The 21,821-nt window shown below is 75.5% G+C and carries 24 protein-coding genes and 1 tRNA gene; 15 read left to right on the plus strand and 10 right to left on the minus strand.

The window, feature by feature from the left end; all coding sequences use genetic code 11:
• The first annotated feature begins 169 nt into the window (after positions 1-169).
• Positions 170-646 (plus strand): tyrosine-type recombinase/integrase, encoded by a 477-nt coding sequence (locus PHY01_RS23095; protein WP_246086100.1) that lies wholly within the window; start codon positions 170-172, stop codon positions 644-646.
• A 409-nt stretch (positions 647-1,055) separates the two neighbouring features.
• Here PHY01_RS23095 and PHY01_RS23100 read toward each other — a convergent pair.
• Positions 1,056-1,143, minus strand: a tRNA-Ser gene (locus tag PHY01_RS23100).
• A gap of 95 nt (positions 1,144-1,238) precedes the next feature.
• On the opposite strand from PHY01_RS23100, the gene PHY01_RS23105 reads away from it, so the two are divergent.
• Genes PHY01_RS23105 through PHY01_RS23115 form a run of 3 tightly spaced genes read left to right on the plus strand, consistent with a single transcriptional unit; the run spans position 1,239 to position 3,678 of the window.
• Positions 1,239-2,087: an ABC transporter substrate-binding protein gene (locus PHY01_RS23105; RefSeq protein WP_246086101.1), complete on the plus strand. Its 849-nt coding sequence runs from the start codon at positions 1,239-1,241 to the stop codon at positions 2,085-2,087.
• Positions 2,084-2,923 (plus strand): amino acid ABC transporter permease, encoded by an 840-nt coding sequence (locus PHY01_RS23110; protein ID WP_218030298.1) that lies wholly within the window; start codon positions 2,084-2,086, stop codon positions 2,921-2,923. The genes PHY01_RS23105 and PHY01_RS23110 overlap by 4 nt, the downstream gene beginning before the upstream one ends.
• The gene (locus PHY01_RS23115; RefSeq protein ID WP_141281849.1) at positions 2,920-3,678 is read left to right on the plus strand and encodes an amino acid ABC transporter ATP-binding protein; all 759 of its coding nucleotides are present in this window, start codon (positions 2,920-2,922) and stop codon (positions 3,676-3,678) included. Before PHY01_RS23110 ends, PHY01_RS23115 begins: the two co-directional genes overlap by 4 nt.
• Here the strand turns inward: PHY01_RS23115 and PHY01_RS23120 are convergent.
• From PHY01_RS23120 to PHY01_RS23130, 3 genes are read right to left on the minus strand one after another with little or no spacing between them, the layout of a single operon-like run.
• Positions 3,653-4,081 (minus strand): NUDIX hydrolase, encoded by a 429-nt coding sequence (locus tag PHY01_RS23120; RefSeq protein ID WP_281283704.1) that lies wholly within the window; start codon positions 4,079-4,081, stop codon positions 3,653-3,655. The two genes, PHY01_RS23115 and PHY01_RS23120, sit on opposite strands and share 26 nt — an antisense overlap.
• A 24-nt stretch (positions 4,082-4,105) precedes the next feature.
• A complete protein-coding gene (locus PHY01_RS23125) occupies positions 4,106-4,570 on the minus strand; it encodes a nucleoside deaminase (protein WP_141281851.1) in 465 nt (154 codons plus the stop codon).
• Positions 4,567-5,085, minus strand: a complete 519-nt coding sequence (locus tag PHY01_RS23130) for a tRNA adenosine deaminase-associated protein (RefSeq protein WP_141281853.1) — start codon at positions 5,083-5,085, stop codon at positions 4,567-4,569. Before PHY01_RS23130 ends, PHY01_RS23125 begins: the two co-directional genes overlap by 4 nt.
• Positions 5,086-5,176: 91 nt before the next feature.
• Between PHY01_RS23130 and PHY01_RS23135 the strand changes: the two genes are divergently transcribed.
• From PHY01_RS23135 to PHY01_RS23145, 3 genes are read left to right on the plus strand one after another with little or no spacing between them, the layout of a single operon-like run.
• A complete protein-coding gene (locus PHY01_RS23135) occupies positions 5,177-6,370 on the plus strand; it encodes a M20 metallopeptidase family protein (protein WP_141281855.1) in 1,194 nt (397 codons plus the stop codon).
• A 17-nt stretch (positions 6,371-6,387) separates the two neighbouring features.
• Entirely contained in the window at positions 6,388-7,665 is a 1,278-nt protein-coding gene (locus PHY01_RS23140) for an amidase (RefSeq protein ID WP_141281857.1), read from the plus strand.
• A 21-nt stretch (positions 7,666-7,686) separates the two neighbouring features.
• Positions 7,687-8,634, plus strand: coding sequence for a prephenate dehydrogenase (locus tag PHY01_RS23145; RefSeq protein WP_141281859.1), 948 nt, complete (start codon positions 7,687-7,689; stop codon positions 8,632-8,634).
• Between the two features lie 7 nt (positions 8,635-8,641).
• On the opposite strand, the gene PHY01_RS23150 is transcribed toward PHY01_RS23145, so the two are convergent.
• Together PHY01_RS23150 and PHY01_RS23155 are read right to left on the minus strand one after the other, a co-directional pair.
• The gene (locus tag PHY01_RS23150) at positions 8,642-9,211 is read right to left on the minus strand and encodes a putative glycolipid-binding domain-containing protein (RefSeq protein WP_246086106.1); all 570 of its coding nucleotides are present in this window, start codon (positions 9,209-9,211) and stop codon (positions 8,642-8,644) included.
• A gap of 156 nt (positions 9,212-9,367) precedes the next feature.
• Positions 9,368-10,270 carry an ATP dependent DNA ligase gene (locus PHY01_RS23155; protein ID WP_141281931.1) on the minus strand — a complete coding sequence of 301 codons (903 nt, stop codon included), beginning with the start codon at positions 10,268-10,270 and terminating at the stop codon, positions 9,368-9,370.
• A 27-nt stretch (positions 10,271-10,297) separates the two neighbouring features.
• On the opposite strand from PHY01_RS23155, the gene ku reads away from it, so the two are divergent.
• Complete coding sequence (ku, locus tag PHY01_RS23160; RefSeq protein ID WP_141281863.1) at positions 10,298-11,215, plus strand: non-homologous end joining protein Ku; 918 nt, start codon at positions 10,298-10,300, stop codon at positions 11,213-11,215.
• A gap of 9 nt (positions 11,216-11,224) precedes the next feature.
• Here the strand turns inward: ku and PHY01_RS23165 are convergent, their stop codons facing one another.
• Positions 11,225-12,532: an LCP family protein gene (locus tag PHY01_RS23165; RefSeq protein ID WP_141281865.1), complete on the minus strand. Its 1,308-nt coding sequence runs from the start codon at positions 12,530-12,532 to the stop codon at positions 11,225-11,227.
• Between the two features lie 59 nt (positions 12,533-12,591).
• Positions 12,592-13,113, minus strand: coding sequence for a VOC family protein (locus tag PHY01_RS23170; protein ID WP_141281867.1), 522 nt, complete (start codon positions 13,111-13,113; stop codon positions 12,592-12,594).
• Between the two features lie 111 nt (positions 13,114-13,224).
• On the opposite strand from PHY01_RS23170, the gene PHY01_RS23175 reads away from it, so the two are divergent.
• On the plus strand, positions 13,225-13,824 hold the full coding sequence (locus PHY01_RS23175; protein ID WP_141281869.1) for a hypothetical protein: 600 nt from the start codon (positions 13,225-13,227) through the stop codon (positions 13,822-13,824).
• On the opposite strand, the gene PHY01_RS23180 is transcribed toward PHY01_RS23175, so the two are convergent.
• The gene (locus PHY01_RS23180; RefSeq protein ID WP_141281871.1) at positions 13,821-14,504 is read right to left on the minus strand and encodes a maleylpyruvate isomerase family mycothiol-dependent enzyme; all 684 of its coding nucleotides are present in this window, start codon (positions 14,502-14,504) and stop codon (positions 13,821-13,823) included. The two genes, PHY01_RS23175 and PHY01_RS23180, sit on opposite strands and share 4 nt — an antisense overlap.
• Positions 14,505-14,764: 260 nt before the next feature.
• Here PHY01_RS23180 and PHY01_RS23185 point away from each other — a divergent pair, with 260 nt between their 5' ends.
• Both PHY01_RS23185 and PHY01_RS23190 read left to right on the plus strand, forming a co-directional pair.
• A complete protein-coding gene (locus PHY01_RS23185; RefSeq protein WP_141281873.1) occupies positions 14,765-15,484 on the plus strand; it encodes an alpha/beta hydrolase in 720 nt (239 codons plus the stop codon).
• A 118-nt stretch (positions 15,485-15,602) separates the two neighbouring features.
• Complete coding sequence (locus PHY01_RS23190) at positions 15,603-16,853, plus strand: serine/threonine-protein kinase (protein ID WP_141281875.1); 1,251 nt, start codon at positions 15,603-15,605, stop codon at positions 16,851-16,853.
• A 3-nt stretch (positions 16,854-16,856) separates the two neighbouring features.
• Here the strand turns inward: PHY01_RS23190 and PHY01_RS23195 are convergent, their stop codons facing one another.
• On the minus strand, positions 16,857-17,681 hold the full coding sequence (locus PHY01_RS23195) for a CBS domain-containing protein (RefSeq protein WP_141281877.1): 825 nt from the start codon (positions 17,679-17,681) through the stop codon (positions 16,857-16,859).
• A 34-nt stretch (positions 17,682-17,715) separates the two neighbouring features.
• Here PHY01_RS23195 and PHY01_RS23200 point away from each other — a divergent pair, with 34 nt between their 5' ends.
• Genes PHY01_RS23200 through PHY01_RS23215 form a run of 4 tightly spaced genes read left to right on the plus strand, consistent with a single transcriptional unit; the run spans position 17,716 to position 21,783 of the window.
• Positions 17,716-19,293, plus strand: coding sequence for an HD domain-containing phosphohydrolase (locus PHY01_RS23200; RefSeq protein WP_141281879.1), 1,578 nt, complete (start codon positions 17,716-17,718; stop codon positions 19,291-19,293).
• A 48-nt stretch (positions 19,294-19,341) separates the two neighbouring features.
• On the plus strand, positions 19,342-19,704 hold the full coding sequence (locus PHY01_RS23205) for a DsrE family protein (RefSeq protein ID WP_141281881.1): 363 nt from the start codon (positions 19,342-19,344) through the stop codon (positions 19,702-19,704).
• A 26-nt stretch (positions 19,705-19,730) separates the two neighbouring features.
• Positions 19,731-20,756 (plus strand): sigma-70 family RNA polymerase sigma factor, encoded by a 1,026-nt coding sequence (locus PHY01_RS23210; RefSeq protein ID WP_218030299.1) that lies wholly within the window; start codon positions 19,731-19,733, stop codon positions 20,754-20,756.
• Positions 20,749-21,783 carry a 5'-3' exonuclease gene (locus tag PHY01_RS23215; protein ID WP_141281883.1) on the plus strand — a complete coding sequence of 345 codons (1,035 nt, stop codon included), beginning with the start codon at positions 20,749-20,751 and terminating at the stop codon, positions 21,781-21,783. Before PHY01_RS23210 ends, PHY01_RS23215 begins: the two co-directional genes overlap by 8 nt.
• Positions 21,784-21,821 lie beyond the last annotated feature (38 nt).

A 21,821-nucleotide genomic window follows, 5' to 3' on the forward strand; every position in this document is an offset into this window, starting at 1 on the left:
CATGCAAGCCACTCTTTCCCGGCTTGCATGTCGGGCCGCCGGTCTGGCTGCCTCGGGCGCGCCGTGAGGAGATCACCGCCGCACCGCTGGACGTAACCCGGCGACCCTGGCCAAGGCGCCCCGCCTCATCGAGACGGAGATCGAGCCGTACTCCGTCGACGAGATCCGGATGCTGCTGAAGTCGGCGCTCGACGGCCGGAACGGCACCCGCTGGGCCGTCGCACTCGCGCTCGGTCTGCGCCAAGGGGAGGCGCTCGGCCTGAAGTGGGCTGACGTCGACCTCGACGCCGGGTCGATGTTCGTGCGCCGCGGTCGGCTGCGTCCACGGTGGCAGCACGGGTGCGGCGACACCTGCGGCCGGAAGTACGCCGGCCACACCGCCGCGACCGTGCTGCTCCTGCTCGGCGTCCCGGAGCGCGCCGTCATGAGCATCATGGGGTGGTCGAACACCGCGATGACCGCGCGCTACCAGCACGTCACCTCGGCCATCCAGCGCGACATCGCGAACCGGGTCGGCGGGCTGATTTGGCAGGTCAGCGGCAACCCTTCCGGAGAAGGGGGGATGTCAGGCGGGGTTAACACCGATGCCACGGCGGACGAATCGAACGACGAGGACTGTCCGGATGATCCGGGCGGACGGATGTAATGAGGGGGAGATCGTGCGTCGCTCGTTGCTGGCCGTGCTATCGCTGGTCGTCGCGTTCCTGCTGTTGGGTTCGTCGGTCGCTCTCGCTCAGGACGACGGCAACAGCGAGCCACCACCGCCGACCTGTGGCGTCGGCTGCACTCCCGACGACGGAGAGACACCGCCGCCTCCACCGACGGGGCTGGTCAGCCGAGCACTTGCTCAGGTCAACGAACGGATTGCGCAGCTTCCTGCTGGGCCGCGACGGGCTCTGGCTGAGCGGGCCGTCAGCAGGGTTCAGAACCGGCTGTGTCAGGTGCTCCCACGTCTGTGCTGAGGCACTGTCGGCGGAAACGAGACTAGAACTGAGACTGGAAGCCGAAACGCCGGGCTCCTCGCGGTGAGGTGCCCGGCGTTTCGCCTGTTCAGCTGGCGGTGGCGGTGGGATTTGAACCCACGGAGGCTTGCACCTCACACGCTTTCGAGGCGTGCTCCTTCGGCCGCTCGGACACGCCACCGCGGAGAAGCTTACAAGAGGCCCGGTGGCGGGCAGGGCGGGGGCCGTGAGCGAACCGTGATCGACGCGGGGCCCCGGTCCGTGCAGAATCCGCCCGTGGCCATCCCCATCCGGCGACTCCTCGCCGTCACGGCACTGCTCCTGGCGGCCGGGTGCGCCCCGGCCGCCCCCACCGAGCCCGTCGCCGCGGCGGCCTGCGAGCCGGGCGGCCTGCCCACCCTCACCGCGGGCACGCTCACGATCGGCACCGACCAGCCCGTGTACCCGCCGTGGTACCTCGACGACGACCCGACGTCGGGCGAGGGTTTCGAGAGCGCCGTCGCCTACGCGATCGCGGAGCGCCTCGGCTACACCCGCGACGCGGTGAGCTGGGTGCGGGTGCCGTTCAACGCCGCCATCGCACCCGGCCCGAAGACCTACGACCTCAACCTGACCGAGTTCTCGATCAGCGAGGAGCGCCGCCAGGCCGTCGACTTCTCCTCGCCCTACTACGACGTCGCGCAGGCCGTGATCGCGATCGAGGGCAACCCGGCCGCCGCGGCCACGAGCATCGCCGACCTGCAGGGCGTGCGGATCGGCGGGCAGGTGGGCACCACGAGCTACCAGGCGATCGTCGACCAGATCGCCCCGACGACGGAGCCGTCGGTGTTCAACACCAACGACGACGCCAAGCTCGCGCTGACCAACGGCCAGATCGACGCGCTCGTGCTCGACCTGCCGACCGCGTTCTTCGTCACCTCCGCCGAGCTCGACGGCGGCGTGATCGTCGGCCAGCTCCCGGCAGGCGGCGGCACGCCGGAGCAGTTCGGCGCGGTGCTGGACAAGGACAGCCCGCTGACCGGGTGCGTCTCGGAGGCGGTCGACGCCCTGCGCGCCGACGGCACGCTCGACGCGCTGGAGCAGGAGTGGCTGGCCTCCGCGGGGGCCGCCCCCGAGCTGCGGTGACGCTGCCGGCGCTCAGCCCGCTCGCCCTCGACCGGGCCGAGTACCGGCGCTCCCGCGCGCGCCGGTCGACCCGCATCGCGCTGCTCTCGACGGTGGTGTTCGCGACCGCGCTGGCGGTCGGGCTGGTCAACACGCCGGGCTGGCCCCGGGTGCAGCAGACGTTCCTCGACCCGCAGGACGCCTGGGCGGCGCTGCCCGCGGTGCTGACGGGGCTGTGGCTCAACATCCGCGTGCTCGTCGTCGCCGAGATCGGGATCCTCATCCTCGGGCTGGCGATCGCGCTGCTGCGCACGCTGCGCGGACCGGTGTTCTTCCCGGTGCGCGCGCTGGCGATCGGCTACGTCGACCTGTTCCGCGGCGTCCCGCTGCTCATCGCGCTCTACCTGATCGGCTTCGGGGTGCCGGGGCTGCGCCTGCAGGGCGTGCCGACCGACGTGGCGGTGCTCGGCACCATCGCGCTGATCCTGGTCTACTCGGCCTACGTCTCGGAGGTCTTCCGCGCGGGCATCGAGTCGGTGCACCCGTCGCAGCGGGCGGCGGCGCGGTCGCTCGGGCTGACGCACCGGCAGTCGATGCGGCTGGTGATCCTGCCGCAGGCCGTCCGCCGGGTGCTGCCGCCGCTGCTCAACGACTTCGTGGCGCTGCAGAAGGACGTCGGGCTGATCTCCGTGCTCGGAGCCGTCGACGCGATCCGGGCGGCGCAGATCCAGTCGGCGCTGCTGTTCAGCTTCACCCCCTACGTCGTGGCCGGGCTGCTGTTCGTGCTGCTCGCGATCCCGACCGGGCGCGTCGCCGACGCGGTGGCGGCCAGGGCCGCGCGCCGGGAGAGCGCATGACCCCCGTCCTGGAGGTCCACGGCCTGGTCAAGCGCTACGGCGACGCGACGGTGCTCGGCGGCATCGACCTCACCGTCGCCGAGAGCGAGGTGGTCACGCTGATCGGGGCGTCGGGCTCGGGGAAGTCGACGCTGCTGCGGTGCGTCGACCTGCTCGAGGAGATCGACGACGGCCGGATCCTGCTCGACGGCGAGGACGTCTCCGACCCGCGCCGTGGTTCGCGGGCCGCGGCGGAGGCGCAGCGGCGGATGGCGATCGTGTTCCAGGCGTTCAACCTGTTCCCGCACATGACGGCCCGGCAGAACGTGGCGCTGGCCCCGCGCGTGGTGCACCGCCTCACCGCCGACGAGGCGAACGAGCGCGCCGACGAGCTGCTGCACCGCGTCGGGCTGGAGTCCTTCGCCGGCGCCCATCCGGACCGGCTCTCCGGCGGTCAGCAGCAGCGCGTCGCGATCGCCCGCGCGCTGGCCGTGCGGCCCCGCCTGCTGCTGCTCGACGAGATCACCTCCGCGCTCGACCCCGAGCTCGTCGGCGAGGTGCTGGCGATCGTCCGCGAGCTGGCCCGCGGCCCGGTGACGATCCTGATGGCCACGCACGAGATGGGCTTCGCCAAGCAGGTCGCCGACCGCGTGTGCTTCCTCGACGGCGGCACGATCCTGGAGTCCGGCCCGCCCGAGCAGGTGCTCGGCTCGCCCCGGGAGGCCCGCACGCAGGAGTTCCTGGCCCGGGTCATCGCGGCGGGGCGCCTGGTGTGATCCCCGCGGCCGCGAGCCCGACGTCGACCATGCGGGAGCGGTCGAGCGCGGCCACGTCGGCCAGCGGCACCCACGCGGCGTGGTCGGAGCTGCCGCCCACCTCGTGGCGCAGCGTGCCGCCGGTGATCTCGCCCGCGTAGATGATGCTGATCATGTGCAGCCGGTACGCGCGGTCGTCCCACACCCGGGAGCCGACCTCGAGCAGCGGCCCGAGCGCCACCTGCAGCCCGGTCTCCTCGGCCACCTCCCGCACGGCGGCGTCGCGCGGGTGCTCGCCGTGGTCGAGCCCGCCGCCGGGCAGGGCCCACCGGTCGACGCCGGTGAACCGCACCAGCAGCACCGACCGCTCCCGCACGCACACGACGTACGCCCCGACCCGCGACCGCAGCTCGCCCTCGCCCACCGGCGGAAGGCTAGCCGAGCGGGACTACCGGTGACCGGCGAAGAACGACTCCATCAGCGCCGCGCACTCCCCCTCCAGCACCCCGCCGACGACCTCGGGCCGGTGGGTGAGGCGGCGGTCGCGCAGCACGTCCCACAGCGAGCCCGCGGCGCCGGTCTTGGGCTCCCACGCCCCGAACACCACCCGGTCGACGCGGGCCAGCCCGATCGCCCCCGCGCACATCGTGCAGGGCTCGATCGTGACGGCCAGGGTGCAGCCCTCCAGGCGCCACTCCCCGCGCACCGCGGCGGCGGCGCGCAGGCCCAGCACCTCGGCGTGCGCGGTGGGGTCGCCGAAGGCCTCGCGGCCGTTGCAGGCGGCGGCCAGCTCGCGCCCGTCGGCGTCGACGACGACCGCGCCGATCGGGACGTCGCCGGTGCGCGGCGCGGCGGCGGCGAGCACCAGGGCACGGCGGATCAGCGCCTCGTCCGAGGCGGGGGACGACGTCACCGCGCGTCGACGACCTCGGCGAGCGCGTCGGCGAACCCGCAGCGACGGCCGATGGTGGCCAGCTGCTCGTCGGGGTAGAGCTCCAGCTCGCCGGCGAGCATCTCCAGCTCGTCGGCGGGGAGGCCGAAATCGGCGAGGATCGCCAGATCGCCCTCGGGCCACGGGTCGTCGAGGGCGTCGTCGTCGGGCGGCAGCTCGACGCGGAGCAGATCGAGCACGTCGGCGGCGACGTCGTAGTCGAGCGCGGCGACGGCGTCGGACAGCATCAGCGAGATGCCCCCGGGCACCGGGCGGACGATGACGAAGAACTCGTCGTCGACGTCGAGCAGGCCCACCACCGCGCCCTGGACGCGCAGCTCGCGCAGCTCGGTGATGGCGGCGTCGAGATCGACCAGCGACTCGGCGGCCAGACGCGTGCAGCGCCAGCGGCCCTCCTCCCGGATCGCCGCGACGGCATACCCGGGCAGGGCCTGTCCCCGCACGTCCGCGGGCGCTTCGACGCTCTGCACCGCCATGACACTACGGTAGGCCTCCCTCGGACTGTGGTCCACACCACAACCGGAAGTCGACCCTGCGGTGTCGGTCCGGTGCGGCAGGATCGGGGCCATGCCCGACCTCTCCGCGCAGGCCCGCGCGCTGCAACCCCGGACGGTCGCGTTGCGCCGGGCCATCCACCGCAGGCCCGAGGTCGGGCTCGACCTGCCGCACACCCGCGACCTCGTCCTCGACGCGCTGGCCGACCTCCCGCTGCAGGTGCACCTCGGCGTCGGCGTCGGCTCGGTGGTGGCGGTGCTGGAGGGCGGGCGCCCCGGCCCCACAGTGCTGCTGCGCGGCGACATGGACGCCCTGCCGATGCACGAGGACACCGGGCTGCCCTTCGCCTCCGAGGTCGACGGGGCGATGCACGCCTGCGGCCACGACACCCACGTCGCGATGCTGGCCTCGGCGGCCCGGCTGCTGTCCGGGCGGCGGGCGGAGCTGGCCGGGCGGGTGCTGTTCATGTTCCAGCCCGGCGAGGAGGGGTTCCACGGCGCCCGCCACATGATCGACGAGGGGCTGCTCGACCCCACCGGGCCCGCCGGGCGCCCCGAGTGGGCCTACGCGCTGCACATCAGCGCCACCATCCCGGCGGGCGAGCTGCACCTGCGGCCCGGGCCGTTGATGGCCTCGGCCGACACCGTGCGCATCACCGTCCGCGGGCGCGGCGGCCACGCCTCCGCCCCGCACGACGCCGCGGATCCCGTGCCGGCCGCGGCCGCGATGATCGGGGCGCTGCAGACGGCGATCTCCCGCGAGGTCAGCGCGCACGACCCGGCCGTCCTCACCATCGCGCACCTCACCGCGGGCACCACCACCAACGTCATCCCGGAGACGGCGTTCATGGAGGGCACGATCCGCACGCTGTCGGCGCCGGTGCGCGAGCAGGTGCGCGAGATCGTGCGCCGCGTCTGCCGCTACACCGCGCTCGCGCACGGCTGCGCGGCTGAGGTCGAGGTCGTGTCCGGCTACCCGGTCACCGTCAACGACCCCGACGCCGCCGACCGGTTCACCGCGCTGGGCCGCGAGGTGCTGGGCTGCCACCGCGTCGCCACGATGCCCACCCCGATCCTGGGCGCCGAGGACTTCTCCTACGTGCTGGAGCAGGTCCCCGGCGCGCTGGCCTTCCTCGGCGGCTGCCCCGCGGGCCTCGACCCGTCCACCGCCCCGGCCAACCACTCCAACCGCGTGGTCTTCGACGAGTCCGCGCTGGCCGACGGGGTGGCGGTCTACGCGGGGCTGGCGCTCGACGCGTTGCGGTGAGGGCGCAGCATGACGGGGTGATCTCCCTGCCCCGGCTCTCCGCCGACCTGCGGTCCGGCGCGCTGTCGCCCGTCGACCACGTCCGCGACACCTGCGAGCGCCTCGCCGCCGACACCCACTCCGCCGTCGTGCTGCTCGACGCCGACCGCGCCCTCGCCGACGCCGCCGAGCGGGCCGCGGAGCTCGCCCGCGGGGAGTGGCGTGGGCCGCTGCACGGCGTCGCGGTCGGGGTGAAGGACCTGTTCGACGTGGCCAGGCTGCCGACCCGCGCCGGCTCCGACGTGCTGGCCGACGCCCCGGCGGCCACCGCCGACGCCGCGGTCGTCACCCGGCTGCGGGCGGCGGGGGCGGTGGTGGTGGCGAAGCTGCACACCCACGAGTTCGCCTACGGCCCCACCGGCGACGTCTCGGCGTCCGGGCCGGCCCGCAACCCGCACGACCCCACCCGGATCACCGGCGGCTCCTCCTCCGGCTCGGCCGCCGCCGTCGCGGCCGGGCACCTGGCGCTGGCCATGGGCACCGACACCGGGGCGAGCGTGCGCACGCCCGCGGCGCTGTGCGGGGTGGTCGGGCTGAAGCCCGCGTACGGGCGCCTGCCCGTCGACGGGGTGTTCCCGCTGTCGGAGACCTGCGACCACGTGGGCCTGCTGACCGCCGACGTCGACGGCGCCGCGCTGGCCTGGGACGCGCTCACCGGCACCGGCACGCCCGCCGTCGCCCGGCGGGTCGGGGTGCTCGTCGACGACTACTGGCGCGCCGACGACGCGGGCCTCACCGCCGCCGTCGACGCCGCGGTGGCCCGGCTGCGGGCCGACGGCGTCACGGTCGTGGAGATCCGTACCCCGATGATCGAGGAGCTGGCCGCGACGTACCCCGTCATCGTCGGGGCGGAGGCCTACGCCACGCACGCACGCTGGTTCGACGACCGGCCGCAGGACTACCAGCCGGCCACCCGCGAGCGGCTGGGCCCCCAGCGCGACCTCCCCGCCCACGTCTACGTCGCCGCGCAGCGCACCCGGCGACGGCTGGTCGCCGAGTTCCGCGCCGCCGTCGACGGGGTCGACGCGCTGGTGCTGCCCACCACCCGGCTGCGGGCCACGCCGATCGGGCAGGAGACCGTCGACGGCGTGGCGGTGCGGCCCGCGCTGCTGGCACTGACGCTGCCGTTCAACCTCACCGGCTGGCCCGCCGTGTCGGTGCCCGGCGCCACCGAGGGGCTGCCCGCCGGGGTGCAGGTCGTGGGCGTCACGCTCGACGAGCGGGGGGTGCTGGCGCTGGCCCGCAGGCTCGTCTGAGCCCCCGCTACCCTCTGCCGCGTGACGGAGCGGGCGGTCTGCGTGATCGGGTCCGGGTTGATCGGCGGCTCACTGATGCGCGCCGCGGACAAGGCCGGGCGGGCGGTGTGGGGCACCAGCGCGTCGGAGGGGACGGCGGCGCAGGCCGGGGCCGACGGCTTCGACGTCGGCGTCGACACCGACGCCGCCCTGCGCCGGGCCGCCGAGGCCGACGCGCTCGTCGTGCTCGCCGTGCCGCTGACCGCGCTGCCCGAGGTGCTGCACCGCGTCGACGCCGTGGCGCCGCAGGTGCGGCTGACCGACGCCGTGAGCGTCAAGGTCGCGGTGGCCGACGCGGTGGCCCGGTACGCGCCGCGCGCGCGGTTCGTCGGCGGTCACCCGATGGCGGGCACCAGCGAGTCGGGGTGGGCGGCCGGCGCGGCCGAGCTGTTCGTCGACGCGGCCTGGGTGGTGGCCGCCGACGACGGCCTCGACCTCGACGTGTGGCGTGACGTCGCCGAGCTGGCCTGGGCCTGCGGCGCCCGCGTCGTGCCCGCCGCGGCCGACGAGCACGACCTCGCCGTGGCCCGGGTGTCGCACCTGCCGCACCTGCTGGCCGCGGTGCTCGCCGCCGTCGGTGCGGGCGGCGACGACGCGCTGCCCCTCGCGCTGGCCGCCGGGTCCTTCGCCGACGGCACGCGCGTCGCGGGCACCCGCCCGGAGCTGGTGCTCGCCATGTGCGAGGGCAACCGCGACGCCCTGCTCGGCGCCGTCGACGACGCGCTGGGCCGCCTCGGCGCGATGCGCGGCGCGCTGGCGTCCACCGGCGGGCTGACGGCCACGGTGTTCGCCGGGCACGCCGCCCGCGAGCGGTGGGCCGCGGCCCGCACCCCGAAGGCGGTGCGGGCGAGCCTGACCGGCCGGGCACCACTGGCGGCGCTGCGCGCGATCGGCCGCCGCGGCTCGGTAGTGACCGGCTGGAAGGCCTGACCGGCGGTCAGGGCAGGAGGGTGGCGACCCCCGGGTAGCGCTGGACGACCCCGTCGGCGTCGACCGTCAGCTCCGCGGTGAAGTCGTCCCAGCGGAAACCGACGCAGGCCGACCCGTCGGCGTCGAGCACGGAGGCGGTGGCGTAGACCTGCTCCACCTCGCGCACCTCGAGCTCGGGCAGCGTCACGAACACCGTCGGCAGCGTGTGCTCGGCGGCCTCGGTGTGCAGGCCGAGCCGGCGGATCGGGATCGTGTTGAACACCGGGCTGTGGGCGAGGTCGACGTCGACCGCCCCGCCGAACTCCGACCGCGTGCCGCCCGATCCGGTGTCGAGCAGCCAGAAGCCGTCCTCGGTGCGGCTCATCGTGAGGTGCCGCTCGCGCTGGGCCGTGGCCGTCGTCAGCGACAGCCGCTCGACGGTGCCGCCGTCGGCCACGACGAGCCGGTAGGAGGCGGTGAAGGCGCCGTGCGGCCCGGTGCGCACCATCCGGCCCAGCGCCCGGAACCCACCGCCCGTGCCGAGCAGCAGCCGGGTGCCTTCGAGCCCTGGGCCGTCCTCGGCCTGCCAGGTCAGCATGGTCGTCACCGGCACCACCGTAGTTGCACGGGGCGGTGCCGCGCTCCCTCCGGGTGGGGGCGGGCACGCAGGTTCTGGTCCACGGTGGGTAGCCCCCTTCTCGAGCATCCGGCGTCATCCTGCCCCGGGCGGGTCGATCCCACCACCGCTGCCCCCTCAGGGAGAGCGCACGGCGTCGGCGGGGTGCAGGTCGTCACGGACGCCGCGCAGGACCGGGCTGCGCAGCAGGCCGGTGCCGGTCCAGCCGAGGTGGTCGACGTCGACGACCACGGCGGGCTCGCACCACCGCGCCCCGGCCGCGTCGCCGCCGCCCGGTCGGGCGGTGAACGGCGGCGACGGGGCCGCCACCGCGGCCAGCCGCTCCCCCAGCGACCGCCGGACGTCGTCGTCAACGACCCCGACGCGCCCGGCGTAGGCCAGGCCGTGCCGGTCGAGCACCCCGACCAGCAGCGACCCGACCGGCGACGACCCGGTGGCCCGCCACCCGCCGACCAGGCAGGGCTGGGTGCGCCGGTGCGACACCCGCACCCAGTCCGGGCTGCACGCCCCCGGTCGGTACGGCGCCGAACCCCGCTTCGCGACGACCCCGGCCATCCCGTGCTCCGCGGTGACGGCGAGCAGCGCGGGCCCGTCGGTGTAGGTCGGCGACAGCGAGAGCGGGGCGACCGCGGCGAGGTCGAGGCGCTCCAGGGTGGCGCGGCGCTCGCGCTGGGGACGGTCGAGCAGCGGCACGCCGTAGAGGCGCAGGACGTCGAACGCCATGAACGTGACGGGCCGGGCGCGGGCCGCGCGCGCGTCGACCGGCCGGTGCATGCGCTCGGCCAGCGCGTCGGGACTGGGCACCCCGTTCTCCAGGAGCACCACCTCGCCGTCGAGCAGGACGTCGGGGGCCAGCGCGCGCAGTGCGGCCAGCTCGGGCAGCTGCGCGGTGACGTCGCCGTCGGGGCCGTGCAGCGTCAGCACCCCGTCGACGACGTCGGCCAGCAGGCGCAGGCCGCCCCACTCCACCTCGTAGATCCATCCCGGCCCGATCGGGAGGGTCGCAGGGGTGGCGAGCATGGGCTGCACCCGGCCATGCTGACATCCATGCGGGCGATGTGGAGCGGTGCCGTGTCCTTCGGGCTGGTGAGCGTGCCGGTCAAGGCCTATGCCGCCACGACCAACCACGACATCCGGTTCCACCAGGTGCACGGCGCCGACGGGGGCCGGATCAAGTACAAGCGCACCTGCTCCCTCGACGGCGAGGAGGTCGACTACGCCGACATCGTCAAGGGCTACGAGACCGAGGACGGCGAGCTGATCACCCTCACCGAGGAGGACCTCGACGCGCTGCCCACCGCGACCGGCCACGAGATCGACGTCATCGAGTTCGTCCCGGCCGACCAGATCGACCCCCTGCTGTTCGAGAAGTCCTACTACCTCGAACCGGACGCCAAGGCGGCCAAGCCCTACGCGCTGCTGCGCGAGGCGCTCGTCGACACCGACCGGATGGCCGTGGTGAAGGTGGCGCTGCGCCAGCGGGAGAGCATCGCGCTGCTGCGGGTGCGCGGCAAGGCGATCGTGCTGCAGACGATGCTGTGGCCCGACGAGGTGCGCGAGCCCGAGTTCGACATCCTCGACAACGACGTGGAGCTGCGCCCGCAGGAGCTGCAGATGGCCGCGTCGCTGGTGGAGAGCCTGGGCGCCGACTTCGACCCGTCGGACTTCCACGACGAGTACCGCGACGCCGTCGTCGCGATGATCGAGCAGAAGCGCTCCACCGGGGAGACGCGGCCCGCGCCGGTCGCGGAGAAGACCGACGACGGCGACTCGATGACCGACCTGCTCACGGCGCTGCAGCGCAGCGTCGAGGCCGCACGCGCCGGCAAGCCGGCCGAGGAGGCGGCGGAGAAGCCGGCCCCCGAGAAGCCCGCGGAGAAGCCGAAGGCCACCCGGTCGCGCAAGCCCGCGGCCAAGAAGGACGAGGACGAGGCCCCGCGCAAGCGCACCCGCAAGCCCGCCTGACCCACCGAATCAGGGGCCGAGCTGGCTCCCGGTGGGCACCTCGTCGTTGGCCAGGGACTCGAACAGGGCGCTCGCACGGTCGCGGTCCCAGTTCACGACCCCGTCGCGCACCGGCACCGTGGTGGTGACGCCGCCGTCGGACACCCCGCGCATGGCCAGGCCGAACAACGCCAGGTTCCACACGTGCGAGCCGTCGTCGACGGTGATCGCGCTGGACAGGCCCAGTGAGAGCGGGACGATCCGGAACGGGTTGAGCAGCGTGGCCGGGCTGGTGACCTTCTGCAGCAGCGCCGAGATGAACGCCCGCTGGCGCTCGACACGCCCGAAGTCCGAGGACGCCGTGGCCCGGGTGCGGACGTAACCGAGCGCGGTGGCCTGGTCCAGGGTCTGGCAGCCGGCCTCGATGTCGAGTGCCGCCTTGGGGTCCTCGATCGCCTCGGGCACGCACAGGTCGACGCCGCCGACGGCGTCGACGACGTTGACGAAGCCGGTGAAGCCGATCTGGACGTAGTGGTCGATGCGCAGGCCCGTGGCGCCCTCGACGGTGCGGGTGAGCAGCTCCGGGCCGCTGCCGGGCGACTCGCCCTCGCCGCGCCCGTACGCCGAGTTGATCTTGTGGCGGCCGTGGCCTGGGATGTCGACCATCGAGTCGCGCGGGATGCTGACCAGCGTGGACGGTCCGCTGCCGGTGTGCAGCAGCATGATCGTGTCGGTGAGCTCGGACTCCGGGTCGCCGGTGGCGAGCTCGGCGCGCTGCTCGGGGGTGAGCTCGGCGCGGCTGTCGGAGCCGACGATCAGGTAGTTGGTGCCCTCGGAGGAGTTGGTGCTGTCCGAGGGCAGCGCGGAGACGCGGTCCAGCGAGACGTCGATGTAGACGGCGAACCCGACGATCAGGACCAGCGCCACGACGAGCACGGTGCGGATCCGGCGGCCCAGGTCCGGGCGCCGGCCACCCGGGCGCGGCCCGGCCGGCCGGGAGCCGGACGGGCGGCGCGGCGGCGGCCCGGACGGGCGCCGGTCCGAGGCCCGGGCCGGGCGGCGCGGGGCGTCGCGCCCGGACGGGAACACCGACGTGGCGGGCGGTTGCTGGCCGCGGCCGCCGGCCACCGTCGAGCGGTGGCCCTGCTGCGGGGCCGTCGGCCGGGCGGACCGCGGGAGGGGCTGCTGCGGGGCGGCGGGCGGCCAGGACGGGGGCAGCGGACGGTCGCCGGGCGGGCGGCCGCCCGATCCCCAGCCACCGGCCGACGACGGCGGGCCGGGACGCCGGGGCGGCCCCCAGCCCGGCGTGCCCCGCTTCGGCGGTCGTCCGTCGCTCATCTGCCCACCATCCCTCACCCGGCGGTCAGGATACGTACGAGCGGGCCGGACGGTTCCCGTCAGGCGTCGAGCAGCCGCTCGCCCTCGAACAGGCCGAGGTCCTCGCGGTAGAACTCGATGCCGACACCGTTGGGGTCGCGGATGTAGAGGCTGTTGTCGATGCCGCGGTCGGGCCCGATGTACTCCACGCCGGCCTCGTCGAGCCGGGCGCGCACGGCCGCGAACTCCTCCGCCGAGGTCGACAGCGCGATGTGCTGCACCGCGCCGATGGTCTCGGAGAACTCGGGGTGGTCGTGACCGGGGAAGTCGAAGAAGCCCAGCAGGTTGCGGTTGCCGATGTCGAAGAAGAAGTGGCTCGACCCGGCGTAGTCGCGGTTCTCCACCAGCTCGACGAGCGGGAAGCCGAGCAGGTCCTGGTAGAAGCGGATCGTCGTCTCGACGTCCTTGCAGATCAGCGCCGCGTGGTGGACGCCCTGCACCGTCGACGCGGGCCGCTCGCCCAGCGGCTTGAGGTACTTGTCCTTGAGCTCCGCGCGGCGCGCGCGGACGGCGTCGAGCTCGGCACCCTCGGGCTGTGGCATCGGAGGAGTCCTTCCGTGGTGGTGGTCGGTCGTACCGGTCGAAACAGTAGTTGCGCGTGCAACATTCCGCCTGCCGCGCGCCGACCGTAGACCAGCGGGGTAGACAGGGACGTGATCGATCGCTTCGACGGCTTCATCGCCGGACTCGGGACCGCGTCGGGCCTGCGCGCCGTGGCGGGCGTGTGGCCACGCTCCCCGCTCGGCCCGTTCACCGACGTGATGGTGGAGCGGCCCGACGGGCACCGGCTGCTCCTCGCGCCCTCGCCCGCCGTCGCGGAGTTCGTCGCCGCCACCTACGTGTTCGACGAGGTGCGGGTCGGCCCGGTGCACAGCCGGACCGACGGCACGCGGTGGGAGGTCGACGCTGCGCCGCTGTCGCTGGCGTTCACCGTCGGGCGGCGGCCCGCGCTGGGCACGCTGCTGCGCGCGGTGCCCCGCCGGGTCGCGACGGACCCGCGCTGGATCTCCCTGGTCGACGTCGTCGCGCGCCGGGTGCTGCCGGGGGTGCGCACCCGGGGCAGCGCCGCGGGCGGGCGCGAGGAGTTCTACGGCGCGCTCGACCTGCACCGCATCACCGCGGCCACCGTGGGCTGGGACGGCGTCGACCAGGGCGCGCTCGCCCCCGTCGACCCGCCGGTGCGGTTCGGGTTCGGCTCCACCCCGCGCTCCCCCGCCCTGACCCGGGTGACGACCCTCGTGCGGCGCTCCTAGATCCAGCGCGGCGGGGTGGGGAGGTCGCCGTCGAGCGCGGTGAGCGCGCCTCCGTCGGAGCGGCCGGTGAGCCAGCCCAGCAGCGACGCCGCGGGCCCGTGCACCTGCACCGCCGCCTCCCCGGGGCCGAGCGCCCAGGTGCGGGCCCGGTCGGTGGCCGCCAGCGTGGCCGACGGGCAGTCCGGCGCGGCCGACAGCGCCGCGGCGACGTCGTCGAGCAAGGTGTCGACGACGCCGGGCGGGAGGTCGGCCACCCCGGCGCCGGAGGCCAGGTCGACGGCGTGCAGCCACACCTCGCGGACCCGCATCCAGGGGATCTCGGTGGCCGGGATGTCTCGGCCCTGCGCGCTGCGCACCTGCGCCCGCCAGGTCGTGTCGTCGAGCGCGGCGAGGGCGACGTCGAGGGCGTCGGCGGTGGTCGAGAGCTCGCGGCGCAACCGGTCGGCCGGGTAGGCCGCCGAGGCGGCGATGTCGGCGTCGCGCTGCCCCGGGCCCGCGTACATCGGCGTCTCGACGCCCGTGCGCGCCCAGTGCGCGAGCCGGGCCAGCGCCTCGGCGTTGCGCGCGACGTGCCCGACGACGTGCGCGCGGCTCCACCCCGGCAGGCCGCTGGGGGCGCGCAGGGCGTCGTCGGGCAGGGCGTCGACGAGCTGCACCAGGAACTCGGTGCCGGCACCCATCCACGGCAGCGTCGCGCTCACGTCGCGTCTCACGATTCCCCCCAGGTCCGATTCGTCCCCTTCACCGTGCCACCACCCGGCGCGCGGCGCACAATGCTACGAAATATCGACGTCCGTCGAGTCGTCGTGACTTCCCGTCCCGCCATCACACCGGGGAAACGGGGACGGGCCGCCGTCCTCGTGTGCTGTTTCGTTGACGGCCGTTGCCGGACCGCACCATGATGGCGCCCCGGACCCCTTCCCCGCACCTGGAGCACGCGATGGCCGAGACGTTCGTCCTGATCACCGGAGCCTGGCACGGCGGATGGGCGTGGCGCCCGCTCGCCCAGCACCTGCGCGCCGCCGGGCACACCGTCCACACCCCGACCCTGCCCGGCCTGGCCGACGGCGACGACCCCACCGCGCTGCACCTGTCCGACGTCGTCGACTTCGTCGTGGGCTACGTCGAGCGCCACGACCTGCACGACGTCACCCTCGTCGGCCACAGCTGGGGCGGCTACCCGATCACCGGCGCGGCCCCGCGGCTGGCCGGGCGGCTCCGCAGGCTCGTCTACTGGAGCGCGTTCGTGCCGGCGGCCGGGCGCAGCCTCTACGACGAGGTGCCACCGCCCTACCAGGAGCTGTTCTCCGGTGTGGCGGCCGCGTCCGGGAACAACACCGTCGTGCTGCCGTACGAGGTGTTCTCCGGCGCCTTCATCGGCGACGCCCCCGAGCCCGTCCGGAAGCTGGTGTACGACCTGCTCGTGCCGCACCCGATGCAGTACTTCACCGAGACCGTCCAGCCGATCGACCCGGCGACGCTCGGCGTCCCGGTCGCCTACGTTTTCTCCGTCGACGACGTGGCGCTGCCGCCCGGCGAGTACGGCTGGGTGCCGCGCTTCCCCGACCGGCTCGGCGTCACCGCGATCGAGGCGCCGGGCAGCCACGAGGCGCTGTTCACCGAGCCCGCGGGGCTGGCGGAGGCGCTGCTCAAGGCCTGATCCGCGGCCGCGTGAACGACCCCTGATCGGGCGACCCCGCCCGGCCGGACGGGCCCGGCGCGCGCCGGTACGGTCGGTCGTCGCCGCGCGACCGGCCGTGGCGGCGCTGGGAGGACTCGTGCAGCCAGGATCGGACCCGACGCGGCGCAACCCGGACCCGACGCGCCGGTTCGACGGCGACCCGGCCGCGACCGAGCGCATCCCGCCCGTCGACGGCGGGGCCGGTGCGGTGCTCGGTGGCCGCTACCGCCTGGAGGGGCTGCTCGGTGCGGGAGGGATGGCCGACGTCCACCGCGCGCTGGACCTGCGCCTGAACCGGCCCGTCGCGGTCAAACTGTTCCGGCCCGGCACCGACCCCGACGGCGAGCGCCGCTTCGCCGAGGAGGCCAGGACCCTGGCCGGGCTGCGCCATCCCGGGCTCGTCGCGGTGCACGACTACGCCGTGGAGCGCGGCCGGGCCTACCTGGTCATGGAGCTCGTCGACGGCCCGACGCTGGCCCAGGAGCTCACCCGCGAGCCCTACGACGCGGAGTCGGCCACGCGCGTCGGGCTGGAGCTGGCCCGGGTGCTGGCCTACGTGCACGGCGAGGGCGTGGTGCACCGCGACGTCAAGCCGTCCAACGTGCTGGTCGACCACGACGGCCGGATGCGGCTGGCCGACTTCGGCATCGCCCGGCTCGCCGGCAGCTCCGGGATGACCTCGGCCGACCTCGACGTCGGCACGCCCGCCTACCTGGCGCCCGAGCAGGTCCGGGGCGAGCCGGCCGGGCCGCCCGCCGACGTCTACGCGCTCGGCCTGCTGCTGCTCGAGGCGCTCTCCGGGCGCAAGGTGTACGAGGGCGACGGCTGGGCCGCCGCCGAGCGGCGCCTCGACCACCGCCCGCCGGTCCCCGCCGACCTGCCCGAGCCCCTGCGCTCCACGCTGCGCGCGATGACCGACCCCGACCCGGAGCGCCGTCCCGACGCGCGGCGGGTGGCCGGCCTGCTCAGCGCGCCCGCGGCCGAGCCGGAGCCCGAGCGCCGCACCTCGCGGGCGCTGCTCGCCGGGCTCGCGGCGCTGGTGCTGCTCGCCGTGGTCGTCTTCGCCCTCACCCGCGGCGACGACGAGCCGACCGACGTCGCGGCCGCGCCGACGTCGGCGCAGGAGACCACGGTGGCGCCGGAGCCCACCGAGGCGGCGGAGCCCACCGAGGAGGCCGCGCCGACCGACGAGGCCGCCGAACCGGGCTTCACCCTGCCCGAGCTGCCCAGCGACCTGCCCGACATCCCCACCGACCTCCCGGACCTGCCGCAGGTGCCCGACGGGGCCGTCGACGACGCCCGCAACCTGTGGGAGCAGTTCACCGACTGGCTGGGGCAGTTCTTCTAGCCCTCACACGAGGTCGCCCCGGCTGACCACGCCCACCAGCACCCCGCCGTCGACGACGGGCACCATCCGCAGCCCCCGGTCGGCCACCAGCGCGACGGCGTCGCCGACGGTGGCCCCGGCCGGCAGCGTCACCGGGGTCCGGGTCATCACCGCACCGACGTCGCGCGCCCGGCCGGTGAGCAGGTCGGCCTCGCTGACGACGCCGACCAGCAGGCCACCCCCGTCGACGACGGGGAGCGCGGTGTGACGCCGGGCCAGCAGCAGCTCCACCGCCACCTCGACGGGATCGGTGGGGCGCACCGTCACCGGGTCGGGGGTCATGACCTCGCGCACCGGCGTGGTCGCGACCGCGGCCGGGCGCTCGCGACCCGGGCGCGCGAGCGCGAGCAGCGCCTCGTCGGCGGCGTCGTCGCGGCCGACGAGGCGCCGCGCGAGCGCGCCGAACCGGCCCCGCGGCCGCCGGGGCCGCAGCAGGTCGCTGCGGGTGACGACGCCGACCAGGGCACCGCGCTCCACGATCGGCATCACCCGCAGCTCACCGTGCGAGCGCATCCGCGCCGCCACGACCGCAGGGCTCGCGGTGGGCGGCATGGCCAGGACGTCGGGGTTCATGACGTCGTCGACGGCGTCGGCGTCGGTGCCGCCGGACTCGCGGTGGCGCAGCACGTCGAGCAGGCTGACGACGCCGACGAGCCGGTGCCGGGCGTTGACGACCGGCAGCGCGCTGAACCCGAACCGCCGCATCCGCTCGACCGCCGCGGACACGGGGGCGTCCGACCGGACCGTGACCACCCGCCTGCTCATGACCTCCTGGACCCCTCGCGCCATCGGATCACCGTAGGACCGTCACTACACTCCGGCCATGGCTGGCGCCGGCGGCGGGGATCCGGTGACGATCTCGGTCGCCGAGCTCGTCGGGATGCTGTCGCTGGCCGCCGACCTGGGCCTCGGGCAGCCGATGGAGCACCTGGCCCGCTCCTGCCTGATCGCCACCCGCTTCGCCGGCCGGATCGGGCTGACCGGCGACGACGTCGCGACGACCTACTCCCTCGCCCTGCTCGCCTGGGTCGGCTGCACCGCCGACTCCCACGAGACCGCGGCCCGCTTCGGCGACGACATCACGCTGCGGGCCGGCGTCTACGACGTCGAGATCGGGAGCCCGCCGATGCTGCGCTACCTCGTGCGCCGGGCGGGGTCCGGGGGGTCCGCGCTGCACCGCGCGCGGGTCGCCGCCGGGCTGGTCGCGACGAGGGGTCGGGTCGTCGAGGACTCGCTGGTGGCGCACTGCCAGGTCACCGGCCGGCTCGCCGCCCGCCTCGGGATGCCCGACCGGCTGTGCCGCTGCCTGGGCCAGACCTTCGCCCGCTGGGACGGGCGGGGGTCGCCCGCCGGCCTGGGCGGCGAGGAGATCGACGTGGCGACGCGGATCGTGCACCTCGCCGACGTCGTGGAGGTCCACCACCGCACCGGTGGAGTCGAGGCCGCGCTGGCCACCGCGCGGCGCAGGCGGGGGTCCTCGCTCGACCCCGCCGTGGTCGACGCGTTCGTCCGGCACGGCCGGGAGCTGCTCGACGGACTGCCCGCCGAGTCGAGCTGGCCGGAGCTGCTCTCCGCCGACGCGTCGCCGCGGCCGCTGAGCGGCTCGTCGCTCGACGCCGGGCTGGAGGCCGTGGCCGACTTCGTCGACCTGAAGTCGCCGTGGTTCGCCGGCCGCTCCCGGGGGGTGGCCGACCTGGCCGCCGCCGCCGCGCGCCGCACCGGGCTGCCCGCCGACGAGGTCGCGGTGGTGCGCCGCGCGGGGCTGCTGCACGGGCTGGGCCGCTCCGGGGTGCCCAACACGATCTGGGACAAGCCCGGCCCGCTCACCGACGTCGAGCGGGAGCGGGTGCAGCTGCACCCCTACTACACCGACCGGATGCTGCGGCGCGTCCCGGCACTCGGGCCGGCCGCGGCGGTCGCGGCCATGACGCACGAGCGGCTCGACGGCTCCGGCTACCACCGCGGGCTCACCGCCACCTCGATCCCGGCGGCCGCGCGCGTGCTGGGCGCCGCCGACGCCTACCACGCGATGGTCGAGGACCGCCCGCACCGCGCCGCGCTCACCCCGTCCGCGGCGGCCGAGGCGCTGCGCGGGGAGGCGCGGGCCGGGCGGCTCGACCCGGCCGCCGTCGAGGCCGTGCTCGGCAGCGCGGGGCACCACACGCGCCGCCCGGCGCCCGGGCCCGCCGGGCTCACCGCGCGCGAGGTGCAGGTGCTGGAGCTGCTGGCCCGGGCGGCCTCCACCCGCCGTATCGGCCGCGAGCTGGGCATCTCGCCCAAGACCGCGGGCAACCACATCGAGCGCATCTACGCCAAGATCGGCGCCGGCACGCGCGCCGGCGCCGCGCTGTTCGCCATGCAGCACGGCCTGCTGACGACGCTGGAACCGCTGGACGGATAGGGAGAACTCCTCACGACGGGGGCCGGCGGCGTCCCTAGCGTCGTCGCCATGAGCAACCGAGCCGTCATCAACCTGACCACCGGCCTGGAGGACACCGAGCGTGTCACCGTGGCCTTCCTGACCGCCGTCGCGGCCGCCGAGTCCGGCCGCCCGACCATGATGTTCCTGACCAAGGAGGCCGTCCGCCTCGCGGTGCCCGGCGTCGCCGTGGCCACCGCCTGCGAGGGCTGTCCCCCGCTGACCGAGCTGCTCGACCGCTACGAGCGCGCCGGCGGGCGCTACCTCGTCTGCCCCATCTGCGTGCACGCCAAGAAGCTCGACGGCACCTTCGTCGCGGGCGCCGAGGTGGGCGGCACCGTGCCGCTGTGGGAGTGGATCGGCGACGAGGCCGCCACGACGTTCAGTTTCTGACCGACCCCTGCGGCACAATCGTCGGGGTGCGCGACACCACCGCGGGGGACCGCGACCTCACCCTCGCCCGCGAGGGCGACGACGCCGCGTTCACCCGGCTCGTCGCCCCGCTGCGGCGGGAGCTGCACGCGCACTGCTACCGCATGCTGGGCTCCACGCACGACGCCGACGACGCCCTGCAGGACGCCCTCGTGCGGGCCTGGCGGGGGCTGGGCGGGTTCGAGGGCCGGGCGTCGCTGCGGTCGTGGCTCTACACCGTCGCCACGCGCACCTGCCTCACCGAGGCGCAGCGGCGGGGCAGGCGCGCGTTGCCCGTCGACCTCGGGCCCTCCAGCGACCGCGCGGTGGCCGACGACGCCCCGCTCACCGAGGTCGCCTGGCTGGGCCCCTACCCCGACGCGGGCCTGCCCGCCGGGCCGCAGGCGCGCTACGAGCAGCGCGAGGCCGTCGAGCTGGCGTTCGTCGCCGCCCTGCAGCACCTGCCGGGCAACCAGCGGGCGGCGCTGCTGCTGTTCGAGGTGCTCGGCTTCTCCGTGGCCGAGATCGCCGCCGTCATGGACACCTCGACGGCCTCGGTCAACAGCGCGCTGCAGCGCGCCCGCCGCACGGTCGCCGAGAAGGTGCCCGACCGCACCCAGCAGCAGATGCTGCGCGACCTCGACGACGCGCGGCTGCGCGGCATCGTCGAGGGCTACTCCGCGGCGCTGGAGCGCGGCGACGCCGACGCGCTGGTCGCGCTGCTCACCGCCGACGTCACGTGGTCGATGCCCCCGCTGCGGCACTGGTACCGGGGTATCGAGGCGGTCACCGACTTCGCCACGACGGTGCCGCTGGGTGCCTGCGGGGCCTGGCGGCGCGTGCCCACCTCCGCCAACGGCCAGCCGGCCACCGCCTCCTACCTGTGGGACGACGCGGCGGGCGGGTTCGGGGCGTTCGCGGTCGACGTCCTCAGCCTGCGCGGCGACCGGATCGCCGCGGTCACCACGTTCATCGGGCCCGAGCACGTGGCGGCCTTCGGGCTGCCGCCCGTCCTGGGCGTCGGGCATGGGTGATCCGCGGGTCGTGCTCGCCGTCGACGGCAACTCGATCGTGCACCGCTGCTTCCACTCCCAGGCGCGCACCGGGTTCCGCTCCGCCGACGGGCACCCGCGCTGGGCGGTGCGCGGTCTGCTGTCCCAGCTGGTGGCCGCCGTCGACCGGATCGGGCCCGACCACGTCGTCGTCGGCTTCGACGACCCCGCCGCGAGCGTGCGCCGCGAGCGCTGGCCGCAGTACAAGGCGCACCGCGGCGAGAAGCTGGCCACGCTCGTCGAGCAGCTCGACGCCGCGGCCGAGGTGCTGCGCGCCCTCGGGATCTCCGTGGTCGTGCCGGCGGGCTGGGAGGCCGACGACGTGCTGGCCAGCGTCGCCCGCCGGGCACCCGGCGCGGGCGCGACGACCGTCGTCATGACCTCGGACCGCGACGCCTTCGGCCTCATCGACGCCCACACGCGCGTGCTGCGGATCATCAACGGCGGCGTCGACGCCTCCCCCGTGCTCACCCCCGACCGGCTCGTCACGCTGCTCGGCGTGCGCCCCGCGCAGTACGCCGACTTCGCCGCGCTGCGCGGCGACCCCTCGGACAACCTGCCCGGTGTCCGCGGGGTGGGGCCGCGCACCGCGGCGCGGCTGCTCACCGCCATGGGCTGCGCGCAGGCCGCGTTCGACGACCTCGACGCCGGGGGCACGCGCGTCGTCGAGGCGGTGGGCCCGGCCGCGGCCGGGCGCCTGGCCGATCCCGCGGCGCGGGCGGCGTGGGCGCTGAACCGGCAGGTCATGACGATGCGCGACGACGTCGCGGTCGACCTCGACGCCGGCCGCCTCCCGCTGCCCGTCGACGCCGTGCGGGCCGCGTTCGCCGAGCAGGACCTGCCGTGGACCGCGGCCACGGCGCTGCGGGCCCTGGCCCACGACGACACCGCCCCGCCGCCGCCCGCCCGCACCGACCTGGAGACCGGCTGGTCTCCCCGGGCGTCGCGGCCGCCGCGCCGCCCGCCGCTGCCGCGCCGGCCCGTCGTCGACCAGCTCACACTGTTCTGAGCGTGAGTCCGGTCTCCAACGCGTGAGGAACTGGACGG

The organism is Pseudonocardia hydrocarbonoxydans (assembly GCF_006539565.1).
GTDB classification, from domain to species: domain Bacteria; phylum Actinomycetota; class Actinomycetes; order Mycobacteriales; family Pseudonocardiaceae; genus Pseudonocardia; species Pseudonocardia hydrocarbonoxydans.